24 protein-coding genes are annotated in these 21,116 nt (G+C 67.2%); 7 read left to right on the top strand and 17 right to left on the bottom strand.

What is annotated here, in order from left to right; all coding sequences use genetic code 11:
- A partial coding sequence (locus Q7P21_RS09795) for an NAD(P)/FAD-dependent oxidoreductase (RefSeq protein WP_304176934.1) occupies nucleotides 1-977 on the bottom strand: 977 nt, incomplete at its 3' end.
- Between the two features lie 111 nt (nucleotides 978-1,088).
- Nucleotides 1,089-2,246 (bottom strand): LLM class flavin-dependent oxidoreductase, encoded by a 1,158-nt coding sequence (locus Q7P21_RS09800; RefSeq protein ID WP_304176936.1) that lies wholly within the window; start codon nucleotides 2,244-2,246, stop codon nucleotides 1,089-1,091.
- Between the two features lie 220 nt (nucleotides 2,247-2,466).
- Here Q7P21_RS09800 and Q7P21_RS09805 point away from each other — a divergent pair, with 220 nt between their 5' ends.
- A complete protein-coding gene (locus Q7P21_RS09805; RefSeq protein WP_304176939.1) occupies nucleotides 2,467-3,120 on the top strand; it encodes a TetR/AcrR family transcriptional regulator in 654 nt (217 codons plus the stop codon).
- 86 nt (nucleotides 3,121-3,206) lie between these two features.
- Here Q7P21_RS09805 and Q7P21_RS09810 read toward each other — a convergent pair whose 3' ends face one another.
- The 5 genes from Q7P21_RS09810 to Q7P21_RS09830 all read right to left on the bottom strand — a co-directional run bounded on the left by Q7P21_RS09810 (nucleotide 3,207) and on the right by Q7P21_RS09830 (nucleotide 7,379).
- Complete coding sequence (locus Q7P21_RS09810) at nucleotides 3,207-3,935, bottom strand: hypothetical protein (RefSeq protein WP_304176940.1); 729 nt, start codon at nucleotides 3,933-3,935, stop codon at nucleotides 3,207-3,209.
- A gap of 283 nt (nucleotides 3,936-4,218) precedes the next feature.
- Entirely contained in the window at nucleotides 4,219-4,680 is a 462-nt protein-coding gene (locus tag Q7P21_RS09815) for a PaaI family thioesterase (protein WP_304176941.1), read from the bottom strand.
- A 101-nt stretch (nucleotides 4,681-4,781) separates the two neighbouring features.
- Nucleotides 4,782-5,249, bottom strand: coding sequence for a PaaI family thioesterase (locus Q7P21_RS09820; RefSeq protein WP_304176942.1), 468 nt, complete (start codon nucleotides 5,247-5,249; stop codon nucleotides 4,782-4,784).
- 62 nt (nucleotides 5,250-5,311) lie between these two features.
- A complete protein-coding gene (locus Q7P21_RS09825) occupies nucleotides 5,312-6,319 on the bottom strand; it encodes an NADPH:quinone oxidoreductase family protein (protein WP_304165488.1) in 1,008 nt (335 codons plus the stop codon).
- Nucleotides 6,320-6,365: 46 nt separating this feature from the next.
- Nucleotides 6,366-7,379 carry an alcohol dehydrogenase catalytic domain-containing protein gene (locus tag Q7P21_RS09830; RefSeq protein ID WP_304165485.1) on the bottom strand — a complete coding sequence of 338 codons (1,014 nt, stop codon included), beginning with the start codon at nucleotides 7,377-7,379 and terminating at the stop codon, nucleotides 6,366-6,368.
- Between the two features lie 106 nt (nucleotides 7,380-7,485).
- Here Q7P21_RS09830 and Q7P21_RS09835 point away from each other — a divergent pair, with 106 nt between their 5' ends.
- The gene (locus Q7P21_RS09835; RefSeq protein WP_304176944.1) at nucleotides 7,486-8,040 is read left to right on the top strand and encodes a TetR/AcrR family transcriptional regulator; all 555 of its coding nucleotides are present in this window, start codon (nucleotides 7,486-7,488) and stop codon (nucleotides 8,038-8,040) included.
- Nucleotides 8,041-8,242: 202 nt separating this feature from the next.
- Here the strand turns inward: Q7P21_RS09835 and Q7P21_RS09840 are convergent, their stop codons facing one another.
- Nucleotides 8,243-8,656: a PIN domain nuclease gene (locus Q7P21_RS09840; protein ID WP_304176946.1), complete on the bottom strand. Its 414-nt coding sequence runs from the start codon at nucleotides 8,654-8,656 to the stop codon at nucleotides 8,243-8,245.
- On the bottom strand, nucleotides 8,653-8,847 hold the full coding sequence (locus Q7P21_RS09845; RefSeq protein ID WP_304165477.1) for a type II toxin-antitoxin system VapB family antitoxin: 195 nt from the start codon (nucleotides 8,845-8,847) through the stop codon (nucleotides 8,653-8,655). Before Q7P21_RS09845 ends, Q7P21_RS09840 begins: the two co-directional genes overlap by 4 nt.
- Nucleotides 8,848-8,961: 114 nt before the next feature.
- Between Q7P21_RS09845 and Q7P21_RS09850 the strand changes: the two genes are divergently transcribed.
- Nucleotides 8,962-9,615, top strand: a complete 654-nt coding sequence (locus Q7P21_RS09850; RefSeq protein ID WP_304176948.1) for a glutathione S-transferase family protein — start codon at nucleotides 8,962-8,964, stop codon at nucleotides 9,613-9,615.
- A gap of 206 nt (nucleotides 9,616-9,821) precedes the next feature.
- Nucleotides 9,822-10,667, top strand: coding sequence for an SAM-dependent methyltransferase (locus tag Q7P21_RS09855; RefSeq protein ID WP_304176949.1), 846 nt, complete (start codon nucleotides 9,822-9,824; stop codon nucleotides 10,665-10,667).
- A gap of 7 nt (nucleotides 10,668-10,674) precedes the next feature.
- Here the strand turns inward: Q7P21_RS09855 and Q7P21_RS09860 are convergent, their stop codons facing one another.
- Both Q7P21_RS09860 and Q7P21_RS09865 read right to left on the bottom strand, forming a co-directional pair.
- Nucleotides 10,675-11,538, bottom strand: coding sequence for an alpha/beta fold hydrolase (locus tag Q7P21_RS09860; protein WP_304165470.1), 864 nt, complete (start codon nucleotides 11,536-11,538; stop codon nucleotides 10,675-10,677).
- A 158-nt stretch (nucleotides 11,539-11,696) separates the two neighbouring features.
- Nucleotides 11,697-11,876 (bottom strand): YegP family protein, encoded by a 180-nt coding sequence (locus Q7P21_RS09865; RefSeq protein WP_304165467.1) that lies wholly within the window; start codon nucleotides 11,874-11,876, stop codon nucleotides 11,697-11,699.
- A 196-nt stretch (nucleotides 11,877-12,072) separates the two neighbouring features.
- Here Q7P21_RS09865 and Q7P21_RS09870 point away from each other — a divergent pair, with 196 nt between their 5' ends.
- The 3 genes from Q7P21_RS09870 to mazG all read left to right on the top strand — a co-directional run bounded on the left by Q7P21_RS09870 (nucleotide 12,073) and on the right by mazG (nucleotide 14,850).
- Nucleotides 12,073-12,558 (top strand): hypothetical protein, encoded by a 486-nt coding sequence (locus Q7P21_RS09870; protein ID WP_304176950.1) that lies wholly within the window; start codon nucleotides 12,073-12,075, stop codon nucleotides 12,556-12,558.
- Nucleotides 12,559-12,646: 88 nt separating this feature from the next.
- Nucleotides 12,647-14,056 (top strand): MFS transporter, encoded by a 1,410-nt coding sequence (locus Q7P21_RS09875; RefSeq protein ID WP_304165462.1) that lies wholly within the window; start codon nucleotides 12,647-12,649, stop codon nucleotides 14,054-14,056.
- A 2-nt stretch (nucleotides 14,057-14,058) separates the two neighbouring features.
- A complete protein-coding gene (mazG, locus tag Q7P21_RS09880) occupies nucleotides 14,059-14,850 on the top strand; it encodes a nucleoside triphosphate pyrophosphohydrolase (RefSeq protein WP_304176952.1) in 792 nt (263 codons plus the stop codon).
- 3 nt (nucleotides 14,851-14,853) lie between these two features.
- Here mazG and Q7P21_RS09885 read toward each other — a convergent pair whose 3' ends face one another.
- The 6 genes from Q7P21_RS09885 to Q7P21_RS09910 form a co-directional block, all read right to left on the bottom strand.
- Nucleotides 14,854-15,165 carry a hypothetical protein gene (locus Q7P21_RS09885; RefSeq protein WP_304176954.1) on the bottom strand — a complete coding sequence of 104 codons (312 nt, stop codon included), beginning with the start codon at nucleotides 15,163-15,165 and terminating at the stop codon, nucleotides 14,854-14,856.
- Nucleotides 15,166-15,174: 9 nt separating this feature from the next.
- A complete protein-coding gene (gene hflX / locus Q7P21_RS09890) occupies nucleotides 15,175-16,488 on the bottom strand; it encodes a GTPase HflX (protein WP_304165453.1) in 1,314 nt (437 codons plus the stop codon).
- On the bottom strand, nucleotides 16,485-16,733 hold the full coding sequence (hfq, locus tag Q7P21_RS09895; protein ID WP_242566223.1) for an RNA chaperone Hfq: 249 nt from the start codon (nucleotides 16,731-16,733) through the stop codon (nucleotides 16,485-16,487). The genes hflX and hfq overlap by 4 nt, the downstream gene beginning before the upstream one ends.
- A gap of 101 nt (nucleotides 16,734-16,834) precedes the next feature.
- The gene (locus Q7P21_RS09900; protein WP_304165447.1) at nucleotides 16,835-17,698 is read right to left on the bottom strand and encodes a D-amino-acid transaminase; all 864 of its coding nucleotides are present in this window, start codon (nucleotides 17,696-17,698) and stop codon (nucleotides 16,835-16,837) included.
- Entirely contained in the window at nucleotides 17,698-19,089 is a 1,392-nt protein-coding gene (locus Q7P21_RS09905) for a sigma-54 dependent transcriptional regulator (RefSeq protein ID WP_304165444.1), read from the bottom strand. The genes Q7P21_RS09900 and Q7P21_RS09905 overlap by 1 nt, the downstream gene beginning before the upstream one ends.
- Nucleotides 19,089-21,116, bottom strand: a 2,028-nt coding sequence (locus Q7P21_RS09910; RefSeq protein WP_304176956.1) for a PAS domain-containing sensor histidine kinase, incomplete at its 5' end; no start/stop codon positions are given. The genes Q7P21_RS09910 and Q7P21_RS09905, both read right to left, overlap by 1 nt.

A 21,116-nucleotide genomic window follows, 5' to 3' on the forward strand; every position in this document is an offset into this window, starting at 1 on the left:
TAGCCGGTGGCGAAGACGATGGCGTCCACGTCCTCAACGCTGCCGTCCGCGAAGCGCACGCGTTTGCCTTCCAGCCGCTCGATGGCCGGCTTGAACTTGATGTCGCCGCAGCCGGCCCGGGTCAGGAACTCGCCGCTCACCGAGGGGTGGGCCTCCAGGGGCTCATGGTCGGGCTTGGGCAGGCCATAGTCCTCCATGGCGCCGATCGATTTCTTGATCGCCTTGCGGGCCAGGGACAGGCCCAGTTTGCGCGGCATCCAGGCCGGCATGGCCGCCTTGTCGGCCGGCTTGCCGTTCATGTACTTGGGCATCACCCAGACGCCCCGGCGGGCAGAGACCCAGAGGTTTTTGGCGATCGGCCGCTGGCTGAGCTCGGAGGCGATATCCATCGCCGAATTGCCCATGCCGACCACGACGACGTTCTTGCCGCGCATGTCGACCGGGCCGAACGGATCGCGATAGGCGTGGCTGTGCAGGGCCGCGCCCTCGAACTCGCCCGGATAGTCGGGAATGCGCGGGCTCCAGTGGTGGCCGTTGCAGACGAACAGCACGTCATAGGTCCGCGTCTCGCCGGTGGTCAGCGTCACCTGCCACAGGCCATCGGCATCGCGCTTGGCGGCCTCGACGCCGGTGTTGAAGGTGATGGTTTCGCGCAGGCCAAAATGATCCACGTAGTCCTTGAAATACTGGAACAACTGGCTGTGGTGCGGAAAGTCCGGCCAGTCGCTGGGGACCGGGAAATCCTCGAAGGCCAGCCGCCATTTCGAGGTGTCGATATGCAGGCTCTCATAGCAGGCCGACGTGCCGTTGGGGTTCTTGTAGTACCAGTTGCCGCCGACCTCGTCGGAGATCTCGAAGCAATCATAGGGAATGCCGAAATCCTTCAGCCGCTTGGCGGTCGTGAAGCCAGAGCAGCCCGCGCCGATGATGCAGGCTTTCGGGAGCTGGGCTTGGGGATGTTGCGCTTGAGCCGCCACGGGGCCGGTCTCCCTAGGTTATCGTTGTTTAGACAGAGCGTAACAGCGGGTGGCGGGTCGACAAGTCGTCACCCGACGTCACCCGTTGCGATTGTTCCAAGTCCGGCCGCCCTAAGCTTTCTGGGTCTTGGCGGCGTTATGCTTGGAGATCGTCGAACTCGCGGCGTCCATGGCGGCCTGGATGAATTCGGGGGCGTGGCCGGCGGCCCAGTCAAAGCTGTCCCGACGGGGTTCATTCATGCGGTTGATGGCCGGCGACACGTGGCGGCGCCAAAGCTCGTAGCTCTTCTTGGTCTTGTCGAAGTCGGCCCAGTTGTGGGCCAGCTGCAGGAAGACGCCGAAATCGCCCTGCTTTTCCTGCAGGCGACGGATCTGTGCGATCGCATCGTCAGGTGTTCCGACCACGGCGGAGCCCTCATCGACCATCTTCCGAATCGGATCACCCGAGGTGTCCACCGGCTGACCGGGACGACTGATGCGGGCGAAGTATTCCGCGTAGGCGCGTCCGCCATGCTGGACATTGGCCCAGGCCTCTTCCCGGGTCGGTGCGATATGGACCGGACCGACCAGTCTCAGGCGTGCCGGGTCCATGACCTTGCCATTCGCTGCGGCGACCTCGTTGGCGATCTTCCAGTTGATGCTGAGGGCGTCGTAGCCGTTCGCCTGGGTCGCGGCGACGCAGAGCAGGCCGAAGCCATGCTTTCCGGCCAGGGTTCCGCCCGAAGGGGTGATCGACGACGCCACCGCAATCTCCGGATGGGGCCAGGTGTAGGGCTTCAGCTGGCAGGTGGCGTCGACCAGATTGAACCAGTCCGACCTGTGGGTGACGCGCTCACCGGCGAACAGTCGCAGGATCACTTCGACGCCCTCGACCATCCGATCGCGGGTGACCGCCGGCGAGATGCCCATCTGGAACGCGTCCGACGGCAAGAGCCCGGGGCCGACGCCGAAGATGACCCGTCCGCGGGTCTGATGGTCCAGTTGCAGGATGCGGTTCGCGGTCGTGAGGGGGTTGTGATACGGCAGCGAAACCACGCCGGTGCCCAGGCGAATCCGCTTCGTCCGCTCCGCCGCCGCAGCGATGAACACCTCCGGGCTGGCGATGATCTCGAAGCCGCCGGAGTGATGTTCTCCGACCCAGGCCTCCTCATACCCCAGGCGGTCCAAATGCTCGATCAGCTCAAGATCCCTTTGAATGCAAAGGGTAGGGTCCTCATCCAGAGGATGGAAGGGCGCCAGAAAAATCCCGTCCTTGAGACGCATCGCCATGGTCGTTTCCTCGTCATGAGCGCGACATTCATGGGTCGCTCATAATTATATGGTACTATAATTATGAGCTTGGCAATCTGCCTCCGGCGCTTCCGTGCGTGGAGGTGCAGGAAAGCCTATTACAGGTCGCGCGGCGTCGGGATCAGTCCGCCGGCGGAGAGGCGAGGTCAGGTCGTTGGCTCTATCTTCTGAACGCTTGGCGACGCGGCGACGCAACCTGGTGGAGGTCGCCCAGGCTCTGATCCGAGAGCGCGGGGATGCGGGATTCTCGATGGCCCTGCTGGCGGAGCGCGCGGGGGTGAGCCCCGCGACGCCCTACAATCTGCTGGGGTCGAAATCCGAAATCCTGCGGTGCGTCGTCCGCGACGATATCGAGCGGTTCGTGGGCGAACTGAAAGGCAACTCCGGCGCCACAGCGCTGGAAAGCCTGCTCCACGCCGCGGACCACCTAGTCAGCCATTACGAACGCGACCGCCAATTCCATATGGGCCTGTTTCGCGCCGCGTTCAGCACGGAGGCGCCGGAGGTGTTTGGCATATTGTCGACGGAGAGCGCCGCCTGGTGGCTGACCCTGGTGGCGGCTGCGATCGACAGCGGGGAGGTGGCGCACATCGTCCGCCCCGGACAACTGACCAACGCGCTGCTGCGCATGATGGGCGGCGTGGTCCAGACCTGGCTGGCGGCCAGCTGGCCGCCCGACCGCTTCGCCCTTGAAATGAACCTGTCCGTCCGTCTGGTCCTGGCGTCTGTCAGCACACCAATCCGCAGAGATACGATGCTGCGCGAGATCGCCGATCTGCAAACCTCGATCGACGCCATGTCCGCAGAGGCCGGTCCGCAAGCGATGAAGACGCGCGACAGGCCCAGGCCCTAGGTTCCTGGGCTATTATTTCCGATAATCTTCCTTAGGCGCATTATATATCAAGCACATGTCCGGCGTGGGATAAGCAGCTCGTCGCTCTATCGAAATGCCACCTTCGCCACGATTTCCGCTGGCGCCGCCGCCAGGGCACTATTCCTGATCACACCGGCCCGACACAACTCTCCGGGGCTTTTGCCGATCTGTCCCGAGAGGACACTCTGAGCGTCTGCATCGCTGACGCCTTGGGACGCCATGATTCCCCTGATCTGGGACGCGTCTTCGGGTGTTAGGGCTCCATACGTCACCGGTGATCTGCGGCCGGCCCCGATCGCCTCAACCGCTACCGCAATCAAATTCGAATAGCGCTTCATCTGGTCGCTATTCAAATTGCCCAAACTCGATGGATCGCCGATTCCAGTACCCAAGTAAGCACAGGCACTCGTGTTTACGTGAGACAGATAAACTAAGAAATCAGCCTTCTGCCGCTGATATTTGGCCTGCTCCTGGGCCGGAGCCTGCTGAGCGGCCTGCACTTGGCCGGCGACGTGAGTCTGGATGAACATCTGCGATCTCCCGCTCCAGTCCTCGTGCTGGATGACCGCCCTCGCAAGGTCTTGTGTAAGTTGCTTGTAGTCGCCCGGAAATACAACCTTGAGCGCTGCCCATGCCGACCCTAGCTCGCTGGACTGAAGCGAGGCGTCCATTTGTTGCGCAGCCCAAGCTGGATCGAGCTTTGAGAAGTCCTGTTGCTGGCCGGCAGCAAATGCGCTGCCGGATATCAAACAGGTCAGCACGACAGCGGCGGCAACCGACAGAATGCACTTCATATTTTAGGCCCCCCAACGCCCCGCAAATTACAGCGGGGCGCCAAAACCGTAATGGCGATACTCCAGCTACAACCCTCCCCTTCGAAGGGCTACGTGCCTCGCGCGCCTGACGGCGCACTCGGAAAACAAAGACGAAGCTGGACGGCTGGTGCGGAGGGCAGCGGTCGGGCTCTGCGCGGTTGCAGGGCTCCGCGCCCGCCCGCCGCCCGACCCCAACCACCCTGCCCTGACATTTCTATCTGGCGGCCGGCGCGACATCTCTATCCGGCGTAGACCAAGGCTATTACCCCGCCGGGATGACGATACATGTCGTCGTTCCGTGAGCTATGAGCCGGCCCTCGTGATCGACGATGCGACCCTCTGCGGTCGCGCCCCGTTTGCTTCGGTGCACCACGACGCCCGTCGCCACGATCGGCCCTTGGTCGGGCATCAAGGCGCGAGTCAGGTGCAGGTTGATGTTGGTCGTGGTGTACCGCTCTCCCTCATCAAGGGTCGTGTGCACCGCGCACGACATGGCGGAGCTGAGGATCACCGAGAGGTAGCCGCCGTGCACGACCCCGCCGGGGTTTGTAAACCTCGCATCCGGCGAGCCCGTGAACTCGGTGCTGCCATGCTCGGCCCCGGTCAGCTCGAAGCTGAGGACCGGACAGATGGGCGCCGCAGGCTCGCCGGTGCGTAGGAGCTCACGGAAGAATGACAGCCCTGCTCCATCCGGCTGAGTTTCGGCCTCGTCGGCTTTTGGCATGGCGCGCGCTCCTTCTTGTGACGGGTGGCTCAACATGACCCTCGGCAGGTGACCACGCGCGGCCCAAGGGAGCTTGGCCGCCCGTTGGACTGACGCCGTCGTCAGCGGGCTTCCTTCGGCTTCGACATGTCGGTGACGTGCCATCGCACCGTCATCTCGGCCAGCTTTTCGCTGCTCTCACTGTCGAGCAGTTCAACGGTGACTGGAAAGGCGACCCTTCCGTCATCCCTGAGCGACCGCAATAGTCCCTCCGGATCTCCTTCGGTCGTCGCTTCGGCCCGCACTTTCCCTTTGGCGGGCTTGAGGTAGCGGATCGTCGCCTCGCCTGCGACAGGCCGAACCGCGCCCAACAGGTCAGCAAAGAGGCCCGCCATCGCAGCGCCGGACGCCGCCTCGCCGACCGCGAAGAGGGCCGCCGCATACTGGGTCCCAATGTGATTCAAGCCGGCCTGTCGGAAAGGCAAGGTCGCCGTGGCGCTGCCGCGGTCCAACCTGTCCAGGCTGACGCCGCAGTGCGCTGCAAAGGGCACGCTCGCAGCCAGCCGGGCCAGGATCGCCTCGAAATTCATGGTCACAGACCTCACGGCTTGCGTTGGAACGAACTCGGGTAGATTTGCGCAACGGCGCCAGATTAGCTGGCCGCGCTCAGCGCCGGCTTCAGCACAAACTTGCCGGTCGCCTGCCGGGACTCCATGATCCGGTGCGCTTCGGCGGCGCCCTCGAGCGGCAGCCGAGCCGCCACCTCGACCTTCAGGCGCCCCTCAAGGACCAGCGCCGCCACCTCATCGAAAGCCTGCTGGGCTTCCGCAGGGCGCGCGCTGAACCAGTGGCTCACATAGTAGCCGATGACCGACTGATTGAAGGGCATCAGGCGCTGGGCGATCAGGCTCGACGGCGCGCGACTGGCGCTCCCGTAGACCACCAGACGGCCGAACGGGCCCAGTGCAGCCAGAGACTGCTCGAAGACGGGGCCGCCAGCCATGTCGAGAACCACATCGGCGCCGCGACCGCCGGTCAGCCGCCGCACTTCGCGCGGCCAGTCCGGGGAGGTGTAGTCGACGGCGTCGTCCGCGCCACGCGCCAAGGCTTGCTCGCGGCGTTCAGGCGTGCTGGCGCCGGCGATGATCCGGCCGGCGCCGAGGATCTTGGCCAGCTGAATGGCGTAGCCGCCGACGCCTCCGGCGGCGCCCGGGATGAAGACGGACTCGCCGGCCTTCAACCGCCCGGCGTGGTTCAACATTTGAAAGGCCGTAACACCCGCGACGACCAGGGTGGAGGCGATGTCGAGATCGAGCCCCGGGTCGAGCTTGATGACATCGGCGACACCCGCGAGGGCGTAGTCGGCATAGCCGCCGAGACCGTTGCCCCCGAACAGCGCGAAGACCCGGTCGCCAAGGTGAAACGCCGTGACGCCCTCCCCGACCGCCTCGATGACCCCCGCGGCTTCGCTGCCAAGGATGGCCGGCAAGGGGGTCGCCAGGGGATAGGGATCGCCCCGCCGCCGGACGATATCGGCGAAGTTGACGCTAGCCGCTTCGATCCGAATGAGCACCTGGTCGGCTGCGGGCTCGGGCCTTGCGACCTCCTCCACCTTAAGCGCTTCGGGCCCGCCGTGGGCGTGTAACAGGACCGCCTTCATGGAGCCCTCCTTCTCTTGTTGCCTGGGGATCGCGCGGTGAGAGCGATTACGAACGAACGAAGATGCGTTTGACCTCGCCGAAGCCAAACGACCTCGGCGCGTCCTCCCACGGCAAAATCTCGCAGGGGATCGATGTGGAACCGAACCCGTGCGCCTGCATGAGATCGAGCACCGGCTCGATGTGGACGCGGGCATGGGGCTGACCGGTCACGAAGGTGACGTTGCGCAGGAACATCGCGGTCACGGGTAAGGAGACCGGTGTCGCGTGCGGCCAGACATTGTGGCAGACGCCGTCATGCCCCACGCAGGTAAGCGCCAGGGCCAGGCGCTTGGGGTCGGCGCTGCAGTCCACGACGATCGGGTAGAGATCGCTTGGCCGCCCGGCGCCCAGGTCCAGCGGGTTCGCCCCCGCCGCTGCGGCCGCGTCCATCCGCACGCCGACGTCATCGGCGAAGTCGACGCGGGTGACGCCGAGCGCCTTGGCTATCAAGACGCCGTAGAGCCCCATGTTGTGGAGGTCGCCGCCGACGATCAGAAGGCGAGCATCGTTTGCGACGTAGGGCGCGATCGATCGATGGAGATCGACCAGATTGCACCCTATGGCGGCGCAGTCGGCCGCCGAAAGACCAGCTGGGACCGGCACGGCCATGGCGTCTGCATAAGGGACGTAGAGAAAATCCGACATGCCTCCACCCCAGTCACCGCCCATCGGCCCCATGCCGAAACTGGAGAAGGGGGGCCTCGAGGCGCAGCTGTTGGTATGTCCCGCGGCGCACGGGGCGCAGTCGCCGCAGGAGATGTGCAATGGCAGCACCACCTGCATGCCTGGGCTGAGGCTTGTCACCTCATCGCCGATCTCGGTGACCTCGGCGACGATCTCGTGACCCAGCGCGATGGGATACGGCAAAGCCTTGTACCGACCCGTAACCACGGCGCGGTCGAAGTCGCAGACGCCTACCGCGATCGGCCTGACGATCGCCCCCTTGGGGCCAGCCAGGCGCGGCCGATCCACCGTGCGCCACTCCAAGGCGCCCTCGCCAATCAGCGTGAGTTGCCGCATGAGCTTTTCCTAAGACACTTGTCCTAACGACCTCTGCCTAATAACTAGGACGATCGTCATAGTCCACCGGTCAATCGCCATGCCCGCCCCCTCGCCGCGCGAACAGATGATCCTGGCCGCCATGTCTCTCTTTCAGAGGGAGGGCTATGCCGCGGCCTCCTGGCGCCGGATCGTTCAGGAGTCAGGCGCGCCCTGGGGTTCGGCGCACCACTACTTCCCAAAGGGCAAGGAGCAACTCGGTCTCGCGGCGCTCGAAATGGCGTCGCAGACTGTGGCCGCGAGCATGGCGCGATGCTTTCCCGAGGGGGGCGTTGCGGCGGACGGCGTCCGTCAGCTGTTCGAGGGCGGCGCGAAACTGCTGACGAAGTCCGGGTTCACCGCAGGCTGCCCCATCTGCACCGTCGCCCTCGAGACCGCGCCTCAGTCTCCCACGCTCACGGAGACGTGCAACTCAGCGTTCCAGCTTTGGCGGCAGACGATCGCGGACGGTCTGGTCCGATGCGGGATGAGCGCGCCCTACGCGGCCAAGCTTGCAGTGCTTGCCTTGGCGGCATTCGAAGGCGCCCTCGTTCAAGCCCGCACGGCTCAGTCTCAAGAGCCGATGCTCGACTGCGCCACCATGCTGGAACAGTTATGTCGTGAGCCAAAGTCGGGGGCTTAGGCCACAAGTCTGGGCCGGCGGACGCGGAGTCGGAATGTCTGCATCCGGCGTCGCCTAGGCGCCTCGCGCGCCGGCAGGCGGTAGGTGACATTTCTATCTGGCGCCCAGCGCGACATCTCCAGCCGGCGTAGACAGCGGATGTAGCTGCCAAATGAATCCAGCGGGGTTCCACAAAGTTCGCGCTAGGCTCAAGGCGACCCGACTAAGCGTCGCGCGCCCGCTCCTGCATCGCCGATTTCAGGCCGAGGTGTTCGACGAAGGGATCGAAGTCGCGGTCGCTGTAGAGCAGCGAAAATCCGCCTTCGATGCACCGCGTGGCGATCAGGGTGTCGATGGTCTTGCGCACGGTCACGCCACGGGCGCGCAGGACGCGGAAATTGCGGGCCGCCTGGACGGCGATGTCCTGGCCGCCCAGGTCGATCACCGACAGCGAAGTCAGTAGCCTCAGGGCCTCATTGAACGCCCGATCTCCGGAGAAGCCCTGCAACACCTCCGCCAGAACGAGGTCTCCGGTCGCGAGCGGTTCGGCGCCAAGCAGGGCGTCAAGCCTGTCGGCCTGCGGGGTTGCGACGCCTCGGAAATAGTCGATCCAAACGCTGGAATCGACCAGGATCACCCGTCCGACCTCATCGCCTCGAGATCACCTTCCCAGGCCAGCTTGCCCCTGAAGCGGCGGATTTCCGCCTGGCGGCTCAGGCTGAGCAGCGTGCGCAGCCCCAGTTCCACCGCCTCGCGCTTGGTTTTCAAGCCCGTCGCCTTGAGCGCGTCCGCCATCAAGGCGTCATCGATGACGATGTTGGTTCGCATGATGTGTATCTTTCCACGGCTCTATACACATACCGCTTTCCAGGCCGGAACGCAACCTGACCCTTGGTCCCGCCCCCGCTCCCTTGCTATGAACGGACAACCAGAGGCGCCCCGATGTCCTTGACGCTCTATTCCCACCCCTTCTCCTCCTACTGCCAGAAGGTGCTGATGGCGCTCTGGGAGAACGAGATCGCCTTTACCTATCGGCATCTGGAAGAGCCTGGCGCGAGCGAGGCGCTCGGCCGGCTCTGGCCACTGGGCCGTTTCCCGGTGCTGGTCGACGACGGGGTCACGGTCGCGGAATCCAGCATCATCATCGAGCATCTGGACCTGCGCTATCCCGGCCCGGTGCGGTGGCTGCCGGACGATCGCGACGCCGCCCTGGAAGTCCGGTTCATGGACCGGTTCTTCGACAACCATGTCATGACCGAGATGCAGAAGCCGGTGGCCGAGGCGCTGCGCGGCGAGGCCGGGCGGAAGGACGAGGCCCTGGTCGAGGCCGCCCGCACGCTCGACATCGCCTATGGCTGGCTGGAGGCGCGGCTGACGGGCCGCAGCTGGGCGGCGGGGGAAGATTTCAGCCTGGCCGACTGCGCGGCTGCGCCGTCGCTGTTCTACGCCGATTGGGTCCGCCAGATCGGGCCGCAGTTTCCCGTCTTGCGGGCCTATCGCTCGCGGCTGCTGGCGCGGCCGTCCTTCGCCCGCGCGGTGGAGGAAGCCCGCCCCTATCGGCACTATTTCCCGCTGGGCGCGCCCGACCGCGACTGAGGCGCGGTATCGCGGCGGCCGGCGGGGGCGCTTTCGGGCCCTCAGGGCTCCTGCCCGCCCATGTAAGATACCCAAAACATAAATAAAATCAAGGGTTGTTCTTGCGACGCGCTTTCGCCAATTTCGCGAAAGTTCAGACCCCTCATTTCCGCCCCTCCCCCAGCCTGGCGGGCCGCGCCGACGCGCGCGCCGCCGAAGGAGCCTGCATGCTTGAACGCCAACCCAGCCGGACCGCCCTGGGCGCCGCCGGATATCGCGCCGCCCATCAGATGCTGGAGGACGGCGCGGTGTTCCGCGACCCCTTCGCCCACGCCATGCTGGGCCCGGCGGCGGACGCGATCATCGCCGGCCTCTCCGCCGATCCCGGCCAGGCGCCGATCCGGCTGTTCATGGCCGCACGCAGCCGCTTCGCCGAGGACCAGCTGGCCGCCGCCGTGGCGCGTGGCGTGCGCCAGGCCGTGGTGCTGGGCGCGGGGCTCGACACCTTCGCCCTGCGCAATCCTCATGTCGGCCTGGGCCTGAAGGTGTTCGAGGTCGACCATCCCGAGACCCAGGTCTGGAAGCGGCGGCGGCTGGCGGAAACCGGCCTTCCCCTCCCTGCCGGCCTGACCTTCGCCGCCGTCGACTTCGAGCGCGAGAACCTGGGCCAGGGCCTGGCGGCGGCCGGGTTCGCGACCGACCAGCCGGCCTTCTTCATCTGGCTGGGGGTCGTGCCCTATCTGGGCCGGGCGGCGATCACCGCGACCCTGGAGGAGATCGCCCGCGTTCCCCAGGCCGAGGTGGTGCTCGACTATAGCGAGCCGCTGGAGAACTACCCCCCGGCCCTGCGCGCCGAGATGGAGGTGGTGGCGGCCTGGGCCGCGACGATGGGCGAACCCTGGCTCAGCCACTTCGATCGCGCCGAGATGTCCCGGCTGCTGAGCGCCCACGGCCTGGGGGAACAGGAGGACCTCGGCCTGGCCGAGATCGGGGTCCGCTATCTTGGCGCCGCCCCCGACGCCGCGCCCCGAGCGCCGACCCCGCACGTGGTCTGGGCCCGCCGCGCCGACTGAGCCAAGGCTACCGGTCCAGGAACGCCAGCATGGCCGCATTGAAGCCGGCCGGGTCCTGGACCGGGGCGAAGTGGCTGACGCCGGGCAGGATGACCAGCTCGGCGCCGGGAATGGTCCGGGCCAGATAGGCGGTGTGGGCCCGGGAGATGAACTCCTCATGATCGCCATCGACGATCGCGATCCGGGGGCCATGGATCGCGGCCAGGTCCGCCGGCGTATAGTTCGGCTGGCTGGATTGCATGGCGAACACCGATTTGGAAAAGGCGTCGTAGTCCTTCGGCGTCTCGGACAGCCGGGCATAGTCGGCGGCCAGCCGCGCCTCGACCTTGGCGAGAATCTGGGAGAAAGCTCCTGATATATTAAAGGCTTTCAGATCCATGTTGGCGCCAAAGGCGAAGACCCTGGACACGCGGTCGGGGTGCTTCATGGCCATGATCAGGCCGATGATGCCGCCGTCGCTCCAGCCCACCACGGCGGCCTGGTCGAGGCTGAGCGCATCCATCACGGCGATGACGTCGCCCTCCATCTGCTCATAGGCCAGGGGCCGTGCGTCGCGGGTGCTGCGGCCGTGACCGCGGCTGTCGATCACCAGGACCCGGTGGTGACTGGCCACCAGGGCGGGCACCTGCTCTCCCCAGAGGTCGCTGCTGGCCGTGCCGCCATGCAGCAGGATCACCGGCGCCCCGGTCCCATAGGCGGCGAACCAGATCCGGGCGCCGTCATGGGCCACCCTGCCCTCAAGGTCCGGGGCCGGCAGGGCCGCCGGCGCCGGCAGGCTTTCCCAGACCTCGGCCTCGCGCACCGGACTGGCCGCCAGCGCCGGGGACGCCAGGAGCGCCAGGGCCAACACCATCGACCAGAGCTTGCGCATGGTTCGCCTCCCGGAATGATCACCCGACATTGGGGCCATCCCGGCGCGGCGACCAGGGGGCGCCTGCCCATCGAGGGCGAGAAAGCCGGGCGGCGGCGAGAAAGCCGGGGGGAGCGAGAAAACTGGCGCGGGCCGTGCGGAGGCCCGCGCCAGACAGCCTAGTCCGTGGTGTCGTCGGTCGGAGCGTCGGGGCCGTTCTTCTTGATCGATTCGATGGCGTTCTTGGCGCTGGCCTTGGAGGCGTAGCCTTCGGTCGAGAAGATGGTCTCGCTGTTGTACTTGAAGCGGACCCGGAACTCGCCGGCCTTGTCCTTGTAGATTTCGAACTTGTGACTCATGGCCGGGTCCTTCTTCGGAGGGGGTTGGAGCCGGGACCCTCGACCGGCGCCCGGGGAAGCGTCAACCGGGCGGGCGCCCAGATTTGGGCTTGGCGGATCACGGTTGCGTGGCCGGCCCGCCTGCCGAGGGTGCAGCCCGGGAACCGCCACAATTCAGGGTAAGCCTCAGGGGATCGCAAGGTTCGGAGGACCGCCCATGCGCCTGCTGCTCATCACCGCCATCGCCGCCGCCAGCGCCAGCACGGCCCTCGCCGCCCCCGCCGCCATCCAGGTCAGGATTTCCCCGGCCCTGCAGGTCGAGGCGACCAAGACCTATGGCCCGCGCGAGGTCCAGTGGCTGGCCGACGACCTGAAGCGCCTGGTCGGCCAACGCCTCGACGCCACCGGCGTTCTCGACGGCGCCCAGGTGGAGCTGACCCTGGTCGACGCCAAGCCCAACCGCCCGACGATGCAGCAGATGCGCGACAAGCCGGGCCTGTCCTATCTGAGCCACGGGGTCGGCGGCGCCCGGATCGAAGGCAAGGCCACATCGGTCGACGGGACCGTCACCCCGATCTCCTATCAATGGTATGAGACCGACATCCGTAACAGCTGGTATCAAAGCACCTGGGGTGACGCCGAGACCGCGTTCCAGCGTCTCGCAAGCCGCCTGGCGCGGGGCGAAACCTTCGCCAGTCGCTAAGGCCTCTTGCCTCCTTCCCCCGCGCGAGGTCTGATCCGCCCCGCGCGTCGGCGGCGTAATCGACCGGCCGCGAGGGAGTGAAGCGACGATGGCCGGCGAGCCGCAGAGGCGATCAAACTGGACCCTGGCGGCCTATGCCGCCCCCTGCCTGCCCCTGGCGGGCCTGGGTCTGCCCCTGGTGGTCTATCTGCCGGAATTCTACGCCAGCGAACTTGGGCTGGGCCTGGCCCAGGTCGGCTTCGCCTTCTTCATGGTCCGCATGCTGGACATGGCCTTCGACCCGTTCATCGGCGGAGTGATGGACCGGACCCGCACGCGGTTCGGACGGTTCCGCCCCTGGTTCGCCATCTCCGCCCCGATCCTGATGCTGGCCACCGCCATGCTGTTCATGGCCAAGCCCGGGGTCACCACCTTCTATCTGTGGACCTGGCTGGTCGTGCTCTATGCCGGGGTCTCGATCTCCAGCCTGGCGCAGCTGGCCTGGGGCGCGGCCCTGTCGCCGGAATATGACCAGCGATCGCGGATCTATGCCTGGTGGCAGGGCGCCAATGTGGTCGGCATCATCCTGGTCCTGACCCTGCCCGCCATCCTTCCGAAGTTCGGCATCGTCGGCCACCGCGCGGCCGTCGGGGCCATGGGCTGGTTCGTGGTGCTGTTGCTGCCGCTGGCGGTGGCCCTGGCCATCTGGCGCGTGCCCGAGCCGCTGGTGGTCAAGAAGGCCGAGCGGTCCGGCTTCAGCGAATATTTCAAGCTGCTGCGCCGCCCGACCGTCACGCGGCTGCTGATCGTCGACTTCCTGGTCGGCACCGGCCCGGCCATCACCGGGGCCCTGTTCTTCTTCTTCTTCGTGCGCGTGAAGGCCTTCGACAAGACGACGGCCAGCCTGCTGCTGCTCACCTACTTCATCGGCGGCCTGATCGGCGCGCCGATCTGGACCAAGCTCGCCTACAAGATCGGCAAGCATCGCGGCCTGGCGATCTCCGGCCTGTTCTACGCCGCCGTCACCCTGGGCACCTACGCCATGCCGGCCGGCAATCTGCCGGTGGCCGCCGTGATGATGTTCCTGGCCGGCCTGCCCTATTCGGCCGGCGCCTTCCTGCTGCGGGCCATGATGGCCGATGTCAGCGACGAGGTGCGGCTGGAGACCAAGATCGACCGCACGGGCCTGCTCTACGCCCTGCTCTCCGGCACGGTGAAGATCGGCTCGGCCGCAGCGGTCGGCATCACCTTCCCGGTGCTGGCCATGCTGGGCTTCGACGCGCACGCCAAGAGCGGGACCAGCGGTCTGGCGGGTCTGCAGGCCATGTTCACCTTCGTCCCCGCAGGCCTGGCCCTGGCGGCCAGCGCCATCATCTACGGCTATAAGCTCACCGCCCATCGCCACTCGGAAATCCGCACCGCGCTCGACGCCCACGACCTGGCCGAGGCCGCCCCGGAAATGGCCTCCGACCCGAAGTTCGTGGAGGAGATCCACCCCGTGACCCGCCCGGCGGAGTAGGCATGACGGTCACGGAACGCCCGATCGACCGGTTGCTGGCCATCATGGCGCGGCTGCGCGATCCGCAAGGGGGCTGCCCCTGGGATCTGGAGCAGAGCTTCGCGACCATCGCTCCCTATACGGTCGAGGAAGCCTATGAGGTCGCCGACGCCATCGAGCGCCAGAACCTGGGCGACCTGCGCGAGGAGCTGGGCGACCTGCTGTTCCAGGTCGTGTTCCACGCCAGGATGGCCGAGGAACAGCAGGCCTTCGCCTTCGACGATGTGGTCGAGGCGATCTGCGCCAAGATGATCCGCCGCCATCCCCATGTGTTCGGCGAGGCCCTAGCCCGCACCAGCGACGAACAGACCGCCGCCTGGGAAGTGATCAAGGCCCAGGAGCGCGCGACCAAGGGCAAGGCCGACAGCCTGCTGGACGACGTCCCCACCGGCCTGCCGGCCCTGACCCGGGCCGTGAAGCTGTCAAAGCGCGCCGCCAGCGTCGGCTTCGTCTGGCCGACCATCGCCGAGGTGATGGACAAGCTGCACGAGGAGGTGGCCGAGCTCGAGGTCGAGATCGCCGCCGACGATCGCGAGAAGGCCCGCGCCGAACTGGGCGACGTGCTGTTCGTAGCGGCCAATATCGCCCGCACCCTGGACATCGATCCGGAGGACGCGCTGCGCGCCACCAACGCCAAGTTCAACCGACGCTTCCGCTTCATCGAGGCGGCTCTGCGGGACCGGGGCAAGACCCCCGATCAGTCGGACCTGGCCGAGATGGACGCCCTGTGGAACGCCGCCAAGGCGGCCGAATAGCCGTTAGGCCAGGCGGGCGGCGATGATCAGCAGCGGCCAGATATAGGGCGACCACAGCAGCGGCCAGATCAGGTCGTCAGCCCGCCGACGGAAGGCGAACCAGGCGAAGATCGGCCCGAAGATCAGCGCCACGGGAAAGGCCAGGGCGGCGGCCAGGGCGATCACCGCCCGGTGGTCGTCGGCCACCTGGGCCTGGGCCATGGCCTGCAGGGCCACATAGACGGCGGGAACCAGGGCGGCGACCTCCAGCAAGGTCATGACCACCAGATGCAACGGCGGGCGTCGTCGCTCCGGGCCGATGGCCACATAATCCATGCCCATGGCTCAGCCCGTCAGGCCGGCGTGCGGGAACAGCTGCTCGAACTGTCCCAGGGCCTGGGGGCTCAGGCGGACGGCCAGATGGACGCCGCCCTTGTCGTCATCCTCGCGCTGCATGACCCGCCCATGGCGATAGAGCCAGGCGATCGCCGCGCCCTCGCCGGCCGGCGCATGCACCGAAACCGGCGGCGCCTCGTCGACCAGGCCGGAAATGGCGGTGAGCAGATCGGCGATTCCCTCCCCGGTCACGGCCGACACCGGAAGCGCCGGCACGCCGCCGCGCCGGGCGTCGCCCAGCACCACCTCCTTGGTGTCGGCGTCGAGCAGGTCGATCTTGTTCCAGACCTCGATCATCCGGCGCTCGTCGATCTCGACCTCCAGGCGCGACAGCACCTCGCGGACATCGGCCGCCTGGGCGTCGCTGTCAGGGTTGGAGAGGTCGCGGACGTGCAGGATCACATCGGCCTCGCGCACCTCCTCCAGGGTGGCGCGGAAGGCCTCGACCAGTTCGTGCGGCAGGTCGGAGATGAAGCCCACGGTGTCCGACAGGATGCAGGGGCGTCCATCCGGCAGGTTCAGGGTCCGCAGGGTCGGGTCGAGGGTGGCGAACAGCATGTCCTGGGCCACGACCGCCGATTGGGTCAGGCGGTTGAACAGGGTCGACTTGCCGGCATTGGTGTAGCCGACCAGGGCCACGGACGGCACGGGCGCCCGCTGGCGCGCGGCGCGCTGCAGATTGCGGGTGCGGCGGACCTCGAGGAGATCGCGCTTCAGCTTGGCGATCTTCTCGGCGATCAGCCGGCGGTCGGTCTCGATCTGGGTTTCGCCAGGGCCGCCCATGACCCCGAAGCCGCCGCGCTGGCGTTCCAGGTGGGTCCAGGTGCGGACCAGCCGCGACCGCTCATAGGAGAGCCGGGCCAGTTCGACCTGCAGCCGACCTTCCCGCGTGCGGGCGCGGCGGGCGAAGATCTCCAGGATCATGCCCGTGCGGTCCATGACCTTGACCTGCCAGGCCTTCTCCAGATTGCGCTGCTGCACGGGCGAGAGCGCATCGTCGACCACGGCGACGGCCGCGTCATGGGCCTCGCAGAGTTCGCCGATCTCCTCGACCTTGCCCTTGCCGAACAGGGTGGCGGGCATGAGCTTGCGCAGCGGCGCGATGATCGCGTCGCGCACCTCGAGATCCAGCGCCAGGGCCAGGCCCACGGCTTCTTCCAGGCGCGCCTCAGCGCTCCGGCCGGAGCCGCGGTCCCCGCGTTCAGGATGGATGACGACGACGCCCTGGACGGGCGTCGCGCGGTCTATGGGTTTTGAGCTCAATCCGTCTCGTCTTCCGCCGGCTCATACAGCTGCACAGGCTGGGCCGGCATGATGGTGGAGATCGCGTGCTTATAGACCAGTTGCGACTGGCCATCGCGACGCAGCAGGACGCAGAAGTTATCGAACCAGCTCACAACACCCTGAAGCTTAACGCCATTCACCAGGAAGATGGTCAGCGGCGTCTTCGACTTGCGCACGCTGTTCAGGAACGTGTCCTGGAGGTTTTGTTTCTTTTCGTTCGACATGGCTTGTCGCCCTTTGTTCTGGTTCGGGGGCGAAATCACCCCCACACACGCAAGGTCACGCTAGCGCGCCGGCTGTGACCGGCGCAATCGCGCAATAGAGTCTAGATGGCGGTCTCCCGCGCCCGCTCGATATAGAGGCGACGGAGCCGGGTTGCTACCGGTCCCACCACGCCTTTTCCAACCGGGGCGCCATCCACGGCGATGACCGGCAGGACCAGGGCCCCGGCGCCGGTGATGAAGGCCTCGGTCGCGGCCTTGGCTTCGGCGGGGGTGAAGGGGCGCTCGTCCACCTTCATGCCGGTTTCCCGAATGAGGTCCAGCAAGGTGTAGCGGGTGACGCCGCGCAGGATGTTGGCGTTGGTGTCGCGGGTCCGGAGCGTGCCGTCGGCGTCGACGATCCAGGCGTTGGACGAGGCGCCCTCGGTGACAAAGCCGAGCTCGTCCACGAACCAGGCCTCCGCCGCGCCGCGCTCCTTGGCCGCCTGCTTGGCGAGCGCATTGGGCAGCAGGCCGACGGTCTTTATGTCGCAGCGGCCCCAGCGGTTCTCCGGCGTGGTGATCACCGAGACGCCCTTGGCCGCCTTGGCCTCGGCGGCGGCGCGATCGATCGCCTTGACGGTGATGATCATGGCCGGGCTGACCGGATCGGTCGGGAAGGCATGGTCGCGCGGGGCGACGCCGCGGCTGACCTGCAGATAGACCAGCCCGTCCTTGACCCGGTTCTGGCGCACCGTCTCGCGCAGGACGACGGTCAGGGCCCGGCGGCTCATCGGCATGGGAATCTTCAGCTCGGACAGGCTGCGCTCCAGCCGGGCGAAATGGCCCTCCGGATCGGCCAGCCGTCCGTCGAACAGGGCCCACACCTCGTAGACCGCGTCGGCCAGCTGATAGCCACGATCCTCGATATGAACGGCGGCCTCGCCGTGCCGTTCGAAGGCTCCGTTCACATAGGCGATGCGGCCCATCAGGCGTCCTCTTCTTCCATGGGGCGGGCCCCGGACAGGCCCAGCGACTTCAGTTTGCGGTGCAGGGCCGAGCGCTCCATGCCGATGAAGGCGGCGGTGCGCGAGATGTTGCCGGAGAAGCGCAGCATCTGGGCGTTCAGATATTCCCGCTCGAACACCTCGCGGGCCTCGCGCAGCGGCAGGGAGATGATCCGCTCGGCGCCCATGGAGGAATTGCTGTCGGACGGGGCGGCGTCGCCGGGCAGCATGTCGGCGGTGATCGGCTCGGCCGGATCACCGGAGGCCAGGATCAACATCCGCTCGATATTGTTGCGCAGCTGGCTGAGATTGCCCGGCCAGGCCCGGACCTGGAGGGTGGCCAGAGCGTCATCGGCCAGCCTGCGGCGCGCCATGCCGGTCGCCTCGCAGATCCGCTGGATGAAATAGTCGACCAGCTCGGGAATGTCCTCGCGGCGCTCCGACAGCCCCGGCACCGCCACGGGCACCACGTTCAGGCGGTGGAACAGGTCCTCGCGGAACCGGCCCACCGCGATCTCCTCGCGCAGGTCGCGACAGGTGGAGGAGACCACCCGCACATCCACCTGGACATCGGAGCCGCCGCCGACCCTTCGGAAGCGTTGCTCGACCAGAACCCGCAGGATGCGGCTCTGGGTCTCGCGCGGCATGTCGGCCACCTCGTCGAGATAGAGGGTGCCGCCATGGGCGCGTTCGAACACCCCGATCTTGGCCGGACGCCCGCTCTCCGCCTCCTCGCCGAACAGCTCCACATCGACGCGCTCCGGCGTCATGCCGGCGGCGCTGATCACCACGAACTCGTTCTTGGCCCGGGGGCTGGCGGCGTGGATCATCCGCGCCACGGTCTCCTTGCCGGCCCCAGGCGGGCCGGCGATCAGCACGCGGCTGTTGGCGCTGGCCAGCTTGCCGATCAGGCCGCGCAGTTGCTGGGTCGCGACCGAGCGGCCGATCAGACCGTCTGGCGCGATAGTCTGCACCCGCAGGCGACGGTTCTCGCGCTTGAGGTTGGTGGTTTCCAGGGCGCGCTCGACCACCAGCAGCAGCCGGTCGGACTTGAACGGCTTCTCCAGGAACTCATAGGCCCCGCGCTTGATGGCGCTGACGGCGGTCTCGATATTGCCGTGGCCGGAGATCATGATCACCGGCAGGTCGGCGTCCAGCGCCTTGACCAGGTCGAGCAGCTCCAGCCCGTCCATGCCGCCGCCCTGCATCCAGATGTCGAGCACCAGCAGGGCGGGTTTGCGCGCCTTGATGGCGGCGAGCGCCGACTCCGAATCGTTGGCGGTGCGGACCGCATAGCCCTCGTCGGAGAGGATGCCGGCCACGAGTTCGCGGATATCGGCCTCGTCGTCGACCACCAGAACATCAGCCGCCATCAGCTCACCTCCACATTCGTCTCGACCGTCAGCGGCCCCGATCCCTTTCGGATCAAGGCCAGGGTCGGAAGTTTCAGGATCGCCCGGGCGCCACGGCCGCGCCGGGCGTCGGTCAGAATCAGTTCGCCGCCATGGTCCTCAAGGATGCGCTTGACGATGGCGAGACCGAGGCCCGTGCCCTTTTCGCGGGTCGTGACATAGGGCTCGGTCAGGCGATCGCGGTCCTTGGCGGGCAGGCCCAGGCCATTGTCCTCGACGGTCACCGTCACCCCCTCGGCGTCGACCACCAGCTCGGTGGTGATCCGCCCCTTGGGCTTCGGGGTCTGGGCGACCCGCGCGGCGACCGCCTCGGAGGCGTTCTTCAGCACATTGGTCAGGGCCTGGGCGAGCATCCGCCCATCGGCCAGCAGGGAGATCTCCGGGATCGGCTCGACCAGCTCGACGAGGATGTCGGGCGTGGCCACCCGCTGGGCGAAGACCCCGGCGCGCAGCAGCTCGGCGGCGTCCTGCTCGGCGAACTTCGGCGCCGGCATGCGGGCGAAGGAGGAGAACTCGTCCACCATCCGGCCGATGTCGCCCACCTGGCGCACGATGGTGTCGGTGCAGCGGTCGAAGATTTCCAGGTCTTCCTTCGGCACGTCCTTGCGGAACTTGCGTTGCAGCCGCTCCGCCGACAGCTGGATCGGGGTCAGCGGGTTCTTGATCTCGTGGGCGATGCGCCGGGCCACGTCGCGCCAGGCGGCGTTGCGCTGGGCCGAGACCAGGCGGGTGATGTCGTCGAAAGTCAGCACCAGGCCGTCCGACGTGCGGCTGGCGCGGACCCGCAGGCGACGCGTGTCGCGCGACCGGGCCACGTCGACCTCCTCCTCGGCCTGGCCGGCGAGGCGGGCATTGTCGGCGATCAGGGCGAACTCCGGCGCCACCTGGTCCAGGGCCCGGCCATGACCCCGGTCGCCGGGCAGGTCCAGCAGGGCCACGGCCTGGCGATTGGCGGCCGAGATCAGGCCCTCGCTGTCGGTGGCGATGACGCCGGCCGACACCTCGGCCAGCACGGTCTCGATGAACTGGCTGCGTTCCTTGGCCTCGTCGCCCGCGAATTTCAGGGCCGCCTGCTGACGCTGAAGATCGCTCGTCATGTGATTGAAGGCGCGCGACAAAACTGCAATCTCTTCAGGATCGTTGTCGGCGTCGACGCGGGCCGTCAGGTCGCCCCCGGCGACGCGGCCCGCCGCCTGCACCAGCCGCGCCACCGGTCCGGAAATGCCATTGGCCGCCGCCATGCCCAGCCACACGGCGCCGACCAGCACCAGCAAGGCTGTCTCGCCATAGGACAGGGCGAACACCGTCTGGATCCGCACGCGGCTCTGGGCGGCCTCGCGGTAGGACACCACCGAGGTCTCTGCGTCGCGCAGCTGGCTGATCATGCCCTTGGCCAGCGGCCGCATCACATAGAGATAGGCGTCCGGAAAGGCCCGCAGCCGATAGACCGCGCGGACCATGTCATTGGGATCGAAGGAGGCCGAAATGGTGTCGCCCTCGTCCGCCGCCTTGAAGCGGGTCGGGGCCGGGGTGACAAAGGCCGGGGCGTCATCGGCCTCGGCGCGGGCCAGGATGCGGCCATCCCGGTCCACGACATAGGCGGCCTGGAAGGCGTGATAAGAGGCCTGCTGCGCCAGGAAGTGGCTGAAGGTCACCGGACTGGCCTCCAGCCCCGGCGCGGCGCGGTTCAGGTCGGCCGACATCAGGGCGACGTGGTCGCTGATATAGCGCTGCTGATCCTCCAGGTAGGAGCGCGAGATGGTGGCGGAGTTCTCCACCACGGTCTGGACGCGACTGGAGAACCAGTTGTCGACGCCGCGATTGACCAGCACGCCATAGAACAGGGCCACGACCACGGCCGGGGCCACGGCGGCGAGCGCGAACAGGGTCACAAACCTCAGATGCAGGCGGGCGCCCGCGTCGCTGGACTGGGCGTCGAGCAGGGCCAGCAGCCTCAAGCCCACCATGCCGGCCAGGGCCAGGATCAG

Origin of the sequence: Phenylobacterium aquaticum, assembly GCF_947378715.1 — a bacterium.
In the GTDB taxonomy this organism is placed as follows: domain Bacteria; phylum Pseudomonadota; class Alphaproteobacteria; order Caulobacterales; family Caulobacteraceae; genus Phenylobacterium; species Phenylobacterium aquaticum_A.